Here is a 14,451-nt window from a genome sequence, read left to right as displayed (position 1 = left end):
GGAGCCCGACATGATCAAGCTACACCATCTGCAATTTTCCCGTTCGTCCCGCATCATCTGGCTCTGCGAAGAGGGCGGAATTCCTTACGAGATGATCAGCTATGATCGCGATCCGGTCACTCGCCGTTCGCCTCCTGAACTCGGCGAAGTACATCGACTGGCAAAGGCTCCGACCGTGGAAGTGGATGGCCATGTCATGGTCGAATCTTCCGCGATCATCGAATATCTGGTAGAAAAGCATAGCGATGGTGCCTTGGGTGTGGCGCCTGACCATCCAGAGCGCGCGAAATATCTCGAATGGCTGCATTTTGCCGAAGGCACGATGGGCATGAGCTTCATCTTGACTGGAATCGCGCCGATGCTCGGCGGATTGCCGGATGTGATCGGCGGATTTTTGCAGGCCGAAGTCGACAAGATTCTCGACCATCTGGAGATTGAACTGGAAGGCAAAGATTTTCTTGTCGCGGACAAGTTCACCGGCGCGGATATCAACCTCCACTATATGCTGGAAGGTCGTTCGGCGCTCGGCGAGCTAGAAAGTCGCCCAAATTGCAAACGCTATTTCGACGCGCTGGTCGCGCGGCCGGGCTATCAGAAGACGGTGGAACTGGGCGGACCTGTTTTGTTGCCGAAGCCTAGCTAAACTGGCGTTTAGCCGACCGCATCTCTAACAACTGCCAGGCCGGTTTCCCGCTGCACCTTCAACTCTGCCTTTAGCTTCGCCGGATCGCGGGCAAAAACAAAGCCAAAGCTGACCCCGCCTTCCTTGCCAATGGTCGCGTGGTGCAGCTTGTGCGCCTGCACCAGCCGCTTGGCATAGCCGCGCTTGGGGACATATTTAAAATAGCGTTGATGCACCAGACCGTCGTGGACCAATGTATAGATGATCCCGTAAAACAGGATGCCGAGGCCAATCCATGTGCCGGGTTCCCATGCATTTGGGCCCATAATCAGCGGACTGCCGATGGCGAACATCGAAATGCTCATCACCGCACCGGCGATACCGTAGAGATCGTTTTTCTCCAGCTTGTTATCATGCGGTTCATGATGGTCGCGGTGCCATGCCCAGCCGAAGCCGTGCATGATATATTTATGGCTCGCCCAAGCAATACACTCCATCGTGATGACGGATGCAAGGATGGTAGCGAGGATAGCAAAAATGCTCACAGAACGAAGATAGGCGTATTGGATAGGCTTTTGAAGGCAATTCTAACTTGCGCCAATGATTGATCTGGCTAAACGAAATCCCATATTGGATGTCAGGAGCTTATGACCGAACCGAGAACCCTCTACGAGAAAATCTGGGACGCCCATGTTGTGGACCAGAGAGATGATGGCACCGCGCTGATCTATATCGATCGCCATTTGGTGCATGAAGTCACTAGCCCACAGGCTTTTGAAGGTCTGCGCAAGGCGGGCCGCAAGGTCCGGCGGCCGGATCTGACATTGGCGGTTCCCGATCATAATCTGCCGACGACGGCGCGTCTCGATGCCAAAGGGCAGAAAATTCCGATTGCCGATCCGCAAAGCGCGGCGCAGTTGGAAGCATTGGAAGCAAATGCACCGGCTTTCGGGATTAAATATATCGGTGCCAGTGATGTTAATCAGGGCATTGTTCACGTCATTGGTCCGGAACAAGGCTTTACCCTGCCGGGCACGACCCTGGTCTGTGGCGATAGCCATACAGCTGCGCATGGCGCCTTGGGCGCTCTGGCCTTTGGTATCGGTACCAGCGAGGTCGAACATGTGCTGGCGACGCAGACGCTGCAACTGACTCGATCCAAGTCGATGGAAATCCGGGTCGATGGCCTTCTTGGTCCTGGCATCAGTCCGAAAGATCTGATCCTCCATATCATCGGCGTGCTCGGCACTGCTGGCGGCACCGGCCATGTGATCGAATATCGCGGCCCCGTGTTTGAACAAATGTCGATTGAGGGTCGTCTGACCGTTTCCAACATGTCGATCGAGGCGGGTGCACGCGCGGGTCTGATCGCACCGGATGACAAAACATTCGCTTATTTGAAAGGCCGCCCAATGTCGCCGCAGGGCGCAGATTGGGATGCGGCGGTGGACTATTGGAAAACGCTGCGGACCGATGACGATGCGGTCTTTGACAAGAGTGTGACGATCAATGCGGCCGATGTCGCGCCGACCGTGACATGGGGCACCAGCCCTGAGGATGTCGTGCCGGTCAATGGCGTGGTACCGGCACCAGATAGTTTTGCCGATCCGTCGAAGCAGGATGCGGCTCAGAAATCGCTGGATTATATGGGCCTCGAGACCGGTCAGGCGTTGCGGGATGTAACGGTTCAAAATATCTTTATCGGCAGCTGCACCAATAGCCGGATCGAGGATCTGCGGGCGGCGGCTTCGGTTTTGGAAGGCCGCAAGAAAGCCGACAATGTCAAATGGGCGATTGTCGTGCCAGGTTCGGGACTGGTGAAGGCTCAGGCCGAAGCAGAAGGGCTCGACCGGATATTTACCGACGCGGGCTTTGAATGGCGCGAGCCGGGCTGTTCTGCCTGCCTCGGCATGAATCCGGACAAAGTGCCAGCGGGTGAACGCTGTGCATCGACGTCCAATCGCAATTTTGTTGGACGGCAGGGGCCGGGTGCTAGAACGCATCTTATGTCACCTGCCATGGCTGCTGCTGCGGCAGTGAAAGGTAAGCTCACCGATGTGCGTGAGCTAACAAGATGAGGTGTTGATATGAGCGATGACAAAAAAACTGATAAACAGTCCGCTACGAACGAGACTTCCAAGGATGGTGAATCCGGAAAGTGGTCGACCGGCGCGAAAGTCGGCGCGGCCATCGGATCAGCTGCAGTCGCCGCAGCGCTCATCTATGCTGGCCGTCACAAGATCAAAAAACATAATGAATTCAAGCCAGCCAAGGATAAGCCTCAGCCAAAATATGAGAATGAACCCGATTATGACGAGGATGAAGATTTGGACGGCGCTCAATGAAGCCTATCAATCATGTTGAAGGTCGCGCCATCCCTTTCGGCCAGAAAAACGTCGATACGGATGTCATCATTCCAGCGAAATGGCTCAAAACGATTTCGCGCGATGGCTTAGCCAAAGGCGCATTTGAAGCGATCCGCGCAGAAGATGGCAATATTTTCGATGACCCGGAATATGCCGGCGCCAATATTCTCATTGCCGGTGATAATTTCGGTTGCGGATCGAGCCGCGAACATGCGGCTTGGGCACTTGCTGATATGGGAATTACAGCTGTTATCGCGCCGAGCTTTTCCGACATATTCTCCGGCAATGCTTTCAAAAATGGTTTGCTCGCGATTGCGTTGCCACAGGAAGCCATCGACCGATTGATGGAAGTCGCCAAAACCGATCCGATCGCCGTCGACATGGAAACCATGACCGTGACGACACCTTTTCAGGATCGCTTTGCTTTCGAGATGGACCCCTTCCGGCACGAATGTCTGATCCAGGGGCTGGACGAAATAGACCTGACAATGGCGAAATCGGATGCCATAGAACAGCATGAGAAAAACAATGATTCTTCAAAGCCATGGCTTAAACCGGTCGCGGCATAGGATCTAAAAATAATTCCAGGGAAGGGAATGATATGAAGGCTTTGATGTCAACCAAAGTGGGCGGACCTGATACGCTTGAGATGCTGGACGCGGATAGTCCGGCTGCAGGCAACGGACAGGTGCTTATCGATGTTAAAGCTTGCTCGATCAACTATCCCGATGTTCTGATTATCCAGGATCTTTACCAGTTTAAACCGCAGCGGCCCTTTGCGCCCGGCGGAGAAGTCTCGGGCATCATTGCCGCTGTTGGTGAAGGCGTGACCGACCTGAAAGTTGGCGATCGGGTGGCTTCGACCACCGGCCATGGCGGTCTGGTTGAACAGATTGCGGTCGACCAGAAAAGCGTGTTTAAAATTCCTGATAGCGTCAGCTTCGAAGATGCCTCGGCCCTGCTGTTGACCTATGGCACGTCGATCCATGCCTTGGTTGATCGCGGCCATATCAAAGAAGGCGAAACGCTGTTGGTGCTTGGAGCATCTGGCGGTGTTGGTATTGCGGCGGTTGAATTGGGCAAAGCTTTTGGCGCCCGGGTTGTTGCCGCGGTGTCTTCTGAAGAAAAAGCGGAATTTGCGAAGGCGGCTGGTGCTGATGAAACCGTGATCTATGACCGGGCGCCGTTTGACAAAGATCAATCCAAGGCGTTGGCAAAGGCGTTTAAGGCAGCCGTTGGCCCGAATGGTGCCGATATCATTTATGATGCTGTTGGCGGCGATTATAGCGAACCAGCTGTGCGTTCTATCGCTTGGGAAGGTCGCTTTCTGGTGGTTGGCTTCCCGGCCGGTATTGCGAAACTGCCGCTCAATCTGACCCTGCTTAAATCCTGTGATGTTTGTGGCGTTTTCTGGGGCGCTTATGCGATGCGCGATCCGAAAGGGAACCGCGCTCATATCGACCGGTTGTTCAAACTGTGGGATCAGGGGCTTATCCAGCCTCGCGTATCTGAGGTTTTTGCTTTTGAAGATGCCGGCCAAGCCATTCAAAAAATGTCGGATCGTGGTGCTATCGGCAAATTGGTCGTTAAAGTCGCCGATTGATTGGTCACTGCCACTTGCAGGACGCTCCGGTGATGCCTATTTTTATGTCAACACAGACTAAGGGAAGTTCATGACAGATTTTAAAGATCGCGAAAATGCATTTGAAGCGAAGTTTGCACGCGATGAAGAGATGCAGTTCAGGGTCACCGCACGGCGCAATCGCCTGCTCGGTCAATGGGCGGCAGAGAAAATGGGACTGACTTCGGAAGAAACCGATGCCTATGCCAAAGAAGTTGTCGCTGCTGATTTCGAAGAAGCCGGTGATGAAGATGTCATTCGCAAGCTGCTGGGTGATTTGACCTCGGCTGGCGTTGAAATTGACGATGCTGGTATCCGCACGGCTCTAACCGACAAAATGGTGGAAGCCCGGCGTCAGTTTATTGAAGAGGCCAGCTAAGCCAGATGCCAATGGAAAGCGCAGATATTGAGGCAATGATTCTGGCTGCCTTTCCGGATGCCTTGGTTGAGATAACCGATCTGGCCGGTGATGGTGATCATTATGCTGCAAAGGTTACATCTGCCGCATTTGCGGGGATGAACCGTGTGAAACAGCATCAGGCGGTCTACGCTGCGCTGAAGGGAAAAATGGGTGGTGAACTGCACGCGCTGCAACTCACCACGGCGCTTCCCGACTAGGAGAATATATATGAGCGATGTAAACGCAAAAATCGAAACGGTCGTGAACAGCAATGATGTCGTGCTGTTCATGAAAGGCACGCCGCTTTTTCCGCAATGTGGGTTTTCAAGCCGGGCTATTGCCATTCTTGAACGTCTGGGAGTTGGTTTTGAATCGTTTGATGTCCTGCAGGACATGGAAGTCCGGCAGGGAATTAAGGATTATTCCGATTGGCCGACCATTCCGCAACTTTATGTCAAAGGCGAATTTGTCGGTGGCAGTGATATTATGATGGAAATGTACGAGGCTGGCGAACTTGGCGAATTGATGGCCGAGAAAAAGGTCGCGCCCGCACAGGCGTGAACGCCGTCCTGCTATTCGATCAGGTGAAGATATAAAAAACGGCTCGGTCTAGGAGGACCGGGCCGTTTTTATATGGGTAAGGTTTCTAGGAACCTATTGGTGAGGCTGAGCAACAGAGACCAGAAAGTCGCTCATCTCAATTCATGCCTCCGGTAAGGGAGGATTGGGTATGAATTATTTTAGACATCCATAGTGATGCATCGGGTATGCCATTTTACTAAAATCACTATTTTTCAATATATTGAATAGTTAACTTGTCTTTCATTCTGCCAATTCTGTAAAATTATCCGACAATCAGCGGTTTTCGACAAACGGCCGTTGCTTATCCACCAACGACATCGGCGGCTCAAATGACTGTTTACATTTGTAGACAATGAAACTACATCCGTAGTCACTAACGATTCTTGCTGTGGGGACAATTATCATGACCGAACGCATTAGTGATGCTGAACATGCCGTCATGGAAGTCCTGTGGCAACGCGCGCCGATGACCGCCACCGAAGTGGCAGATCAAGTGGTTCATCATAAAGACTGGTCACTCCAGACCGTTAAAACATTATTGTCGCGGTTGGCAGCGAAAGCCGTTGTCGGGACAGAGCGCGATGGTCGTCGTTTTCTTTATTCTCCGCTGGTGGAACGGGATGACTATCTCACCGGCGTGTCACGCAATTTTGTCGATCGTCTTTTCGGGGGGAAAGTCACGCCATTGGTCGCGCATCTGGCTGAGGCCGACAAACTAAGCGCCGATGACATCCGGGAAATCGAAGAGCTTTTGAGGGAGTTGAAAAAATGAGCGGCGAATTGAACCAATGGATTTGGGACACGATGCTTTCGATGACCCTGTTGATGCTGCTGGTGCTGGCGATCCGTAAGCCGGTAAGCCACTTCTTCGGAGCGCGCATTGCCTATCTTCTCTGGATTTTGCCGCTGGCGCGCCTGTTCATGCCAACGCTCACCCTCGAAGCGCCCGCAGAGATTGAACCTGCAGCCACCTTTATCCCTATGGCTGTTGGATCAGATCTGGCTGCCGCAGTGCCAGCCCAAACAACCGCTTTTGGCGCGCTAGCGTCACTGGACTGGCTGATGATCGCAACGATTCTCTGGATCGGTGGAGCTGGGTTGCTGTTTATCAGCAAGCTTGCCTCCTATATGCAATTTCGGGAAGATATTGTCGCCGATGGCCAATTGATTGGTCGTCATGGAAATATCAAAATTTTGGAAACTGCTGCGGTTGGTGGCCCTCTCGCCTTTGGATTGTTTGAAAAATATATAGCCGTGCCGACGAATTTCTTCCGCGACTATGCTCCGCGTGAACGGGAGCTGGCATTAGAACATGAAATTGCCCATCATGAATCGGGAGATTTGGCCGCCAATTTCGTGGGACTGACCTTATTGTCGCTACATTGGTTCAACCCCGTTGCCTGGTTTGCCTGGATTGCGTTTCGGCAGGATCAAGAAACCGCTTGTGATGCCCGAATATTGGCACAAAGCGGCCACGAAGTTCGCGCTGTCTATGGTCGGACAATCGCCAAGTCGGCATCGGGCCACCGTCTGGGGCTTGCTAGTCCTCTGAACCAGAAAGACAAGATCAAAGGACGGCTTAAAATGCTGGGTCGGTCAGAGAAATCATCTCTACGTCGCCGTTTGGGGGCTGGTTTGGTTGCCGTCGGCACCGTTGTCGCTTTGCCGCTGACAGCGACGGTTACCTATGCAGAAGCGGTCGATTCCAATGATATATTGGAAGAAGCCTCACCGTTAGCGTCTGTTGCTCCAATAGCACCGCTCGCGCCATTGGCTCCTGCCGTTCCGGTCGCACCGAAGGCTCCAGCTGCCCCGGCAGCACCGTCGGTTCCAGCTGTTGTTGAGGCTGATGGTGGCGAGATCAACATCACGATGCTTAACGGGCGCAAAAATGCCGATCTGTCTCAAGATCATGTGCACAAGATAAAGCATAATGGCCGAACCATCGTCCTGCGCACGGACAAGAAGTTGAGCGAAAAAGAAATAAAAAAAATGGTCGAAAAGGCCGAAAAATCTCGGCTCGAGGCGGAAAAAGCACTGCGTGAAACCGAAATAGAACACAAACTTATGCGTTCAACCATGCGTGAGGTTGAACGGGAACTGGCTGCGGCCCACAAAGAAATGAAGTGGGAGCTTCGGGAAGCGGAAAAAGAAGTTCGTGCAGCTTTGCGTGAAGCCAAAGAAGCCCAGCGCGAGGCAATGCAAGAAGCCCGGGAGGCGCAGCGGGAGGCCCTGCAGGAAGCCTCGGAAGCCCGGCGTGAAGCCCTTGGAGACATTGAGCCCGTAGCAAGTCTAACGTCCATATTTTATACCAGCCGAAATTCGATTGCCTCTGCCACCAGCCTCAAGGCCGAAGGTCCCGATTGTGTTGCCATGAACCGGGATATCGCAATGGGCGGAAAAAAGGGTCTTTCCGACCCGGCTTGGGCCGTGGTGGCCGGCTGTGGTGGGTTTGAAGTCAAAGTTGATAAGACTGCTGCGCTAAAGGCAGCATTGGCGGAACTTCGGAAAGAACGCGCCGAGGCCGTCAAATGCGATGACAGCAAAGTGGATCGTGCCAAAAAGCTGAAGAAAATTGATCGCAACATCAAGCAAGTGAGAGCCCAGCTTTCGATGACCTGAGCCTAGCGATAGAATTTAGGCGGGGGATAAGGGCGGTTCGTTTTGCGGACCGCCTTTTTTCATGGTTGTTTTCTGGACGAAACATGCCACATCAAATGCATGGACTATGACCCATCCAAATTTCCGACCGGGCTTTCTGAACAGATGGAGCCATTGGTCGCGCGCGTGCTCGCCGGAAACCCGAGCCCCTACACATATACCGGCACACAAACCTATGTCGTTGGCAATGGCCGCGACCGGGCTGTTATCGATCCCGGGCCAGTGATTGATGACCATATCGATGCCATTTTGGCTTCTGTGGGGGATGCGAAGATCCGCGCGATCATGTGCACCCATACCCATCGCGATCATAGTCCAGCAGCGGCGCCTCTGTCCGAACGCACCGGTGCACCGATCATTGGCTGTGCCCCTCTAGTGCTGGCCGATGATGGGCCACGTTCGGATGAGAGTTTTGACAAACATTATGCACCGGATCAGGTGTTGGCGGATGGCGAGACGGTGTCGGGTGACGGCTGGACAATCGAAGCGGTGGCTACGCCCGGCCATACATCCAACCATCTTTGCCTCGCCGTGCAGGAATCCGGTGCGCTGTTTACCGGGGACCATGTGATGGCATGGTCGACCAGCGTGATCGTGCCGCCCGACGGCAATATGTCCGACTATATGGCCAGTTTGCAAAAGCTCTATGAGCGTGATGACAATGTCTATTATCCCGCCCATGGCAAGAAAGTGACGAATACGCGTCAGCTGGTGCGCGGTATGATGGGCCATCGCAAACAGCGCGAGCGGCAGATTTTGAAGCTGCTGGAAGAAGGTTCCGCGGCTATCGTGGACATGGTCCCGCAAATGTACAAGCGACTCGATCCAAGGTTGAAGGGCGCAGCCGGCCAATCGGTTCGTGCCCATCTGCTCGACCTAAAAGATCGCGGTCGGGTCACGCAATCGGGTGAGGTCTGGGCCGTGGCCGGATGAACCAGCAGTCGTCCCGTCGCCTGTGGGTCCCTGTTGTCATCATCAGTGGATGCTTGATCCTGCTCGGCACGCTAGCATGGCTGCTATTTTCCCGCGTTGAAAGCAGCATCAATCCCGACCCGGTGACGATTGCCAATGCCAGCCTGACCAATATGCAGGAACAGAACCGGCTGACGGTCTTTTCTGCCAGCTATAATGCAACGGTCACCACCACGCTGACCAAGCTCGGCCTGTCGGCGCGCAAGACCCTGATCATGCCCGGCACTGTCCGTTATGAATTGGATCTCACCAAGCTCGGTGCGGAAGACGTTCGATGGGATGCGCGTGATAACACGCTCTATGTCGAGATCCCTGCGATCGAAACGGCCCGACCCGAAGTGCATATGGAGCAGATACAGACCTATGATGATGGCGGTCTGTTGATCGCGCTGACCGATGCCGCCAATGTTCTGGATCAAGCCAACCGCAAAAAGGGTGTTCAGGAACTGGTGCAGCAGGCTCAAAACCCTGTGCAGATCCGGTTGGCGCGGGAGGCGGCGCGCCGCGCAGTGCGTCATAATTTCGCTGTCCCGCTGCAGGCTGCCGGGGTGGAAGCCAAGGTTGATGCCTTTTTCCCATATGAACGCAGCCGCTATAAGGAACGATGGGATTATTCGCGGCCGATCAAAGATGTACTGGCGGAACAGCAGAAAAAGAGGGAAGGGGCATGATGAAATTGCAGATCACAGCTGCAGCAATCTTGCTGCTGACCGGATTGTCTGTGACTGGTTGCGAACGGCGCGATCAACCGGAACCACTCTCTGAGACCGCAAATTTCACTTTGCCGGAGCCGATTGCCAATAATGCAGTGGCCGTTGCCGATGGTCCGGATGGGCTCACCTTATACAGTTTCAATGGTCTGAAAGCCGGCAAGACATGGAATGATACTAGCAACGCCGCTTACGCCTGTGTGATCGCGACGGAATCGTGTGAGACTATCGCGCCTGTGCCGGTGCCGGAAGGACGGTTAGCCAGTGTGGCGGCGACAGTCGCTGGCAAAATCTATATTCTCGGCGGTTATACGGTTGCTCCCAATGGCGATGAGCGTTCTACGCCGGAAGTGTTCGTCTTTGACCCCGAAACCGGCAGCTATCAACAGCGAGAGGATATTCCCACTCCCGTTGATGACGCGCTGGCCGTGCCATATCAGGATCGCTTCATCTATCTGATCTCTGGTTGGCATGACGAAGGCAATGTCAGCGTCGTGCAGATGTTTGATACTCAAACCGGTGCTTGGACAGAAGCCACAGAATTTCCCGGTACGCCGGTATTTGGCCATGCAGGCGGGATCGCGGGGGATAGTATCATTGTCTCCGACGGCGTCGCGTCGGTTTTTGCCGATGGTAGACGCAAGTTCGTAGCAGCCAAACTCACTTGGCGCGGCGATATTGACCCGAAAAATCCTACACAAATTGCCTGGCGCGGGGTCGATGCCCATGCTGGTTTGGCGCTATATAGGATGGCCGCAATTGGTGACGAAGCGGGCCAGCGGATCATTTTTGCCGGCGGTGGCGACAATCCTTATAATTATAATGGCATTGGCTATGACGATGTTCCGGCCAAACCATCAGACCGCTTTTTTGCTTATGATCTGAAAAGCGATAGTTGGCAGGAGCTTGGACGACTGGTCGAACCCAGCATGGATCATCGTGCGCTCGCGAAGGTCGAAGAGGATTATTATATCTTGGGCGGCATGGATGCTGAGCAGAAGGTGACCAACCGGATTGTCAAATTCCGCATCGGAAAGTGAAACTAGGCCATCTGGTCTTCAAATTCACCGCGTTCAAAAGCTTTCGCCAGTTCGAATTTCTGGATTTTCCCAGACCCCGTCATCGGCCATTCGTTGACCCATATCCAATAAGCGGGGGTTTTTTGCGGAGATAGGCGCTCGCGGATGAATGATCGCAATTCGCTAACCGTCGGCTTCTCACCGTCTGCTGCACGCATGAAACAGGCGACTAATTCACCCCATTTCTCATCGGCAACGCCGGCGACTGCTACTTCAGCGACCATCGGATGTTCAAGCATCGCCGCTTCAATTTCGGCAGGAAATAGATTTTCTCCGCCGCGAATGATCATCTCTTTGACCCGGCCGGTTATCCGGCAATAGCCGCGTGCGTCCATTTTTCCGAGATCGCCAGTGTGGAGCCAGCCATCGCTATCAACCGCTTCTGCGGTGGCTTCGGGATTGTTGTTATAGCCGTTCATCACATGATAGCCGCGGACGCAGATCTCGCCTTGCGCGTCAATCGGGCAGACGGAGTTATCATTGGTGTCGCGGATCGATACTTCCATATGTGGCAACGGTTGACCAATGGTCTGGGTCAGATCTTCTTCGCTGTCCGTCGGCCATGTGTGGGTGATACCTGGAGACGATTCTGTCTGGCCATAAACGATCAGGATCGGTGACCCGAAAACTTCCCGGCCAGCGCGCACCAGTTCCGGAGCGACCAGAGCACCGCCACTGACGTTGCACCGCACAGACTTGCAATCGGCTCCCATGGCACGGGCTGCTTCGATTATTGCAACATACATGGTTGCAACGCCGCCCAGAACGTCGGGGCGTTCGCGTTCAATGGCTTTGACGATAGCGGCAGGATCGAAATTCGAAACGAGGATCAAGGTGACGCCCGTCGTTAGGCTGCCCAATACGCTGACGGCACCGCCAGCGGTATGAAAAAGCGGGAAGGGACAGACGTAGGTTTCCCCCTCTTGGACCCCCATTCGCTGGAACACATCGAAATTGCTTTGTAGCAGCCCCTGTTGGTGGAGCAGTACGCCCTTGGGAAATCCGGTTGTGCCCGAGGTATATTGGATTTGAACAATATCAAACGGCTTGGTTTCGCGCAGCTCACCGCTATCGCAACCATCAAACAAGACCGCATGATCGGAAATGGCGATACGGGTTTTGATGGCGGGAAGCTCGTCACAGGCGGCATCGACAATCGGTTTCAATTCCGACCCCCGAACAAAGGGCAGATAGTAGATTGCTTCGGCTCCGGATTGTTCCAGTACATATTTTACTTCGCGCGGGGTGAAGGACGGATTGATCGTCACCAATGTTATCCCGGCCAGCGCTGCGCCATATTCGATCAGCACCCATTCCGGACAATTGCTTGCGAAAATTCCGATGCGCGCGCCAGCAGCGTGCCGGGAGGCGAGGGCGCGGCCCATTTTTTCGGCATCGGCCAAGAGTTGGGCAAAGGTCCATTCGCGGCCGATCTCGCCATCGTCCAGCAATTCGCGTAGAGCCTTTTGGTCGCCCAGTCTTTCGGCCTGGTCGCGCAGCACCTGCGCGATGGTCATTTCGCGATAGGGCGTGTTCGTCTGTACTGGAAAATAGGATTCAGTAAGCTGGACCTTGTACATCGACATCTCTCCTGCGGCTCTAAATGACCGTAGACAGGGTTTTACGCATATTGGCATGTTCTGGACAAGACAAATGGCGTTTCCTTTCCTATATGGTGTTGGAAAGGCCGACTTTCGGCAAAGGAGACGACAAATGGACGCACGTGGTGGAATTGGGGGCAGCTTGGCCGGAGTAGACGTGATCGAGGAGATTTACCGGCTACGCAAGGAGCGCAATGCGATCATCCTCGCCCATTATTACCAGAAACCGGAAATTCAGGACATTGCCGATTTTGTCGGTGACAGTCTCGAGCTTTCCCGCAAGGCGGCGGAAACCGATGCGGACGTCATCGCATTTTGCGGCGTGAAATTCATGGCCGAAACCGCGAAAATCCTGTCGCCCGAAAAAATTGTCGTGTTGCCGGATATGGATGCGGGCTGTTCACTCGAAGACAGCTGCCCGCCCGATAAATTCAAGGCGTTCCGCGACGAGCATCCTGACCATATCGCGCTGACCTATATCAACTGCTCGGCCGAGGTGAAGGCGCTTAGCGACATCATCGTCACCAGTTCATCGGCGGAACATATCCTCTCGCAGATTCCGCTCGACCAAAAAATCATCTTTGGCCCCGACAAGCATCTCGGCGGTTATATTGCTAAGAAAACCGGCCGCGACATGCTGCTCTGGCCCGGTGTCTGTATCGTCCATGAAGCGTTTAGCGAAACCGAATTGCTGAAACTGCAGGCTAAGCATCCTGATGCACCGGTCGCCGCCCACCCCGAATGCCCCGCCTATATTCTGGATCACGCGGACATGGTCGGTTCGACCAGCGCAATCCTGAAATATGCGAAGGAATTTGAAGGCGACACGATCATCATCGCCACCGAACCGCATATCATCCACCAGATGGAAAAAGCGGTACCCGAAAAGAATTTCATCGGTGCGCCCGGCGCGGACGGCAACTGCAACTGCAATATCTGTCCCTATATGGCGCTCAACACAATGGAGAAGCTTTACATCGCTCTGCGCGACCTGGAACCCCGCATCGAGATGGACGAGGAATTGCGCCTGCAAGCGCGCAAGTCGATCGACAAGATGATGGAAATGGCCAGCGCAACGGTCGGGCAGGGGGACTTGGGACCAAACTAGGAATATCTTAGTGGGTGTTTTCGCTGATCTAAGATTAAGGGGCCGAGCTATGAGATTGATTTTGAGAATATAATTTTGGCCATTTTCGCAGTGTTTTCAAAAGCTGATCGTGCGAGCCGTAATTCAACCTCCATTCGCACTCTTTGGGGAAGAGATCGAAGTTTCGTTTCTAGATTCCGTGGTATTCTCGTAGGCGCCGTTTCGCCTGGTTTATGAAATTCTCGATGCCATTGATGTGGTTGTGCTTGTCGGCAAACAGCTTGGAATGGTTGATCCGAAAATGGTGGAAGTCGGTGATGTCGAGCACATCATAACTACGGTAGCTTTCGGCATAGACGATGCCGTCAGGCTGGACTTTGCAAGCAATTACAGGGATCAGCGCATCGGATCTGGTATCTTCGACCGCCATCGTGAACACGATGTTCCCACGTTTCAGTAAGTTAAACACCGGCGTTTTACCTGCCGCGCTTCGACCTGGTTCGCCTATACCTATGCCGCCGAATTAGCTTTCGTCCACTTCAACCTCGTTTGCCAGTTCTCCGGCTTCTTCGGCCAGCCGTTTACATGTGATCTGGCGTATCCGGTGGTAAAAGTTAGCCGCTGAAATCTTGTTTACACCAACAAGCGCAGCAGCCGTGCGGGCGGGCGTTCTTGCAACAAACTGCTCATTCAACCGATTGGTCTGAAAATGTGTGAGTTTGGAGCGCTTTAGACGCATGTGAATAGTCT

The 14,451-nt window shown here is 53.8% G+C and carries 16 protein-coding genes and 1 pseudogene; 14 read left to right on the top strand and 3 right to left on the bottom strand.

The features are described 5' to 3' along the window. The first annotated feature begins 10 nt into the window (after positions 1-10). Positions 11-643 (top strand): glutathione S-transferase family protein, encoded by a 633-nt coding sequence (locus ABJG22_RS13885; protein WP_348020859.1) that lies wholly within the window; start codon positions 11-13, stop codon positions 641-643. Positions 644-651: 8 nt separating this feature from the next. On the opposite strand, the gene ABJG22_RS13880 is transcribed toward ABJG22_RS13885, so the two are convergent. Beyond that, on the bottom strand, positions 652-1,167 hold the full coding sequence (locus tag ABJG22_RS13880; RefSeq protein ID WP_348020858.1) for a sterol desaturase family protein: 516 nt from the start codon (positions 1,165-1,167) through the stop codon (positions 652-654). 102 nt (positions 1,168-1,269) lie between these two features. Between ABJG22_RS13880 and leuC the strand changes: the two genes are divergently transcribed. The 12 genes from leuC (at position 1,270) to ABJG22_RS13820 (ending at position 10,974) form a co-directional block, all read left to right on the top strand. Further along, complete coding sequence (gene leuC, locus ABJG22_RS13875; RefSeq protein ID WP_348020857.1) at positions 1,270-2,700, top strand: 3-isopropylmalate dehydratase large subunit; 1,431 nt, start codon at positions 1,270-1,272, stop codon at positions 2,698-2,700. A gap of 9 nt (positions 2,701-2,709) precedes the next feature. Continuing rightward, a complete protein-coding gene (locus ABJG22_RS13870) occupies positions 2,710-2,967 on the top strand; it encodes a hypothetical protein (RefSeq protein ID WP_348020856.1) in 258 nt (85 codons plus the stop codon). After that, positions 2,964-3,557 (top strand): 3-isopropylmalate dehydratase small subunit, encoded by a 594-nt coding sequence (leuD, locus tag ABJG22_RS13865; RefSeq protein WP_348020855.1) that lies wholly within the window; start codon positions 2,964-2,966, stop codon positions 3,555-3,557. The genes ABJG22_RS13870 and leuD overlap by 4 nt, the downstream gene beginning before the upstream one ends. 32 nt (positions 3,558-3,589) lie before the next feature. Beyond that, entirely contained in the window at positions 3,590-4,591 is a 1,002-nt protein-coding gene (locus ABJG22_RS13860; protein WP_348020854.1) for an NADPH:quinone oxidoreductase family protein, read from the top strand. Positions 4,592-4,661: 70 nt separating this feature from the next. After that, the gene (locus tag ABJG22_RS13855; RefSeq protein ID WP_348020853.1) at positions 4,662-4,988 is read left to right on the top strand and encodes a DUF1476 domain-containing protein; all 327 of its coding nucleotides are present in this window, start codon (positions 4,662-4,664) and stop codon (positions 4,986-4,988) included. Between the two features lie 5 nt (positions 4,989-4,993). Next, complete coding sequence (locus ABJG22_RS13850; protein WP_348020852.1) at positions 4,994-5,227, top strand: BolA family transcriptional regulator; 234 nt, start codon at positions 4,994-4,996, stop codon at positions 5,225-5,227. A gap of 10 nt (positions 5,228-5,237) precedes the next feature. Next, positions 5,238-5,570, top strand: a complete 333-nt coding sequence (grxD, locus tag ABJG22_RS13845; RefSeq protein WP_348020851.1) for a Grx4 family monothiol glutaredoxin — start codon at positions 5,238-5,240, stop codon at positions 5,568-5,570. A 424-nt stretch (positions 5,571-5,994) separates the two neighbouring features. Next, a complete protein-coding gene (locus ABJG22_RS13840) occupies positions 5,995-6,363 on the top strand; it encodes a BlaI/MecI/CopY family transcriptional regulator (RefSeq protein WP_348020850.1) in 369 nt (122 codons plus the stop codon). After that, complete coding sequence (locus ABJG22_RS13835; protein WP_348020849.1) at positions 6,360-8,213, top strand: M56 family metallopeptidase; 1,854 nt, start codon at positions 6,360-6,362, stop codon at positions 8,211-8,213. Before ABJG22_RS13840 ends, ABJG22_RS13835 begins: the two co-directional genes overlap by 4 nt. A 99-nt stretch (positions 8,214-8,312) precedes the next feature. Then, a complete protein-coding gene (locus tag ABJG22_RS13830) occupies positions 8,313-9,185 on the top strand; it encodes an MBL fold metallo-hydrolase (protein WP_348020848.1) in 873 nt (290 codons plus the stop codon). Further along, positions 9,182-9,895, top strand: a complete 714-nt coding sequence (locus tag ABJG22_RS13825) for a DUF4230 domain-containing protein (protein ID WP_348020847.1) — start codon at positions 9,182-9,184, stop codon at positions 9,893-9,895. Before ABJG22_RS13830 ends, ABJG22_RS13825 begins: the two co-directional genes overlap by 4 nt. Continuing rightward, positions 9,892-10,974: a hypothetical protein gene (locus tag ABJG22_RS13820; RefSeq protein WP_348020846.1), complete on the top strand. Its 1,083-nt coding sequence runs from the start codon at positions 9,892-9,894 to the stop codon at positions 10,972-10,974. The genes ABJG22_RS13825 and ABJG22_RS13820 overlap by 4 nt, the downstream gene beginning before the upstream one ends. Positions 10,975-10,976: 2 nt before the next feature. Here ABJG22_RS13820 and ABJG22_RS13815 read toward each other — a convergent pair whose 3' ends face one another. Further along, positions 10,977-12,593, bottom strand: a complete 1,617-nt coding sequence (locus ABJG22_RS13815; RefSeq protein ID WP_348020845.1) for an AMP-binding protein — start codon at positions 12,591-12,593, stop codon at positions 10,977-10,979. Between the two features lie 133 nt (positions 12,594-12,726). On the opposite strand from ABJG22_RS13815, the gene nadA reads away from it, so the two are divergent. Beyond that, on the top strand, positions 12,727-13,722 hold the full coding sequence (gene nadA, locus ABJG22_RS13810; protein WP_348020844.1) for a quinolinate synthase NadA: 996 nt from the start codon (positions 12,727-12,729) through the stop codon (positions 13,720-13,722). A 34-nt stretch (positions 13,723-13,756) separates the two neighbouring features. Here the strand turns inward: nadA and ABJG22_RS13805 are convergent. After that, positions 13,757-14,440, bottom strand: a pseudogene (locus tag ABJG22_RS13805) (IS1595 family transposase). Between the last annotated feature and the right edge of the window lie 11 nt (positions 14,441-14,451).

The sequence above is a fragment of the Parasphingorhabdus sp. genome, from assembly GCF_039939955.1.
In the GTDB taxonomy this organism is placed as follows: domain Bacteria; phylum Pseudomonadota; class Alphaproteobacteria; order Sphingomonadales; family Sphingomonadaceae; genus Parasphingorhabdus.
This window is presented reverse-complemented; position numbering and strand designations above follow the sequence as displayed.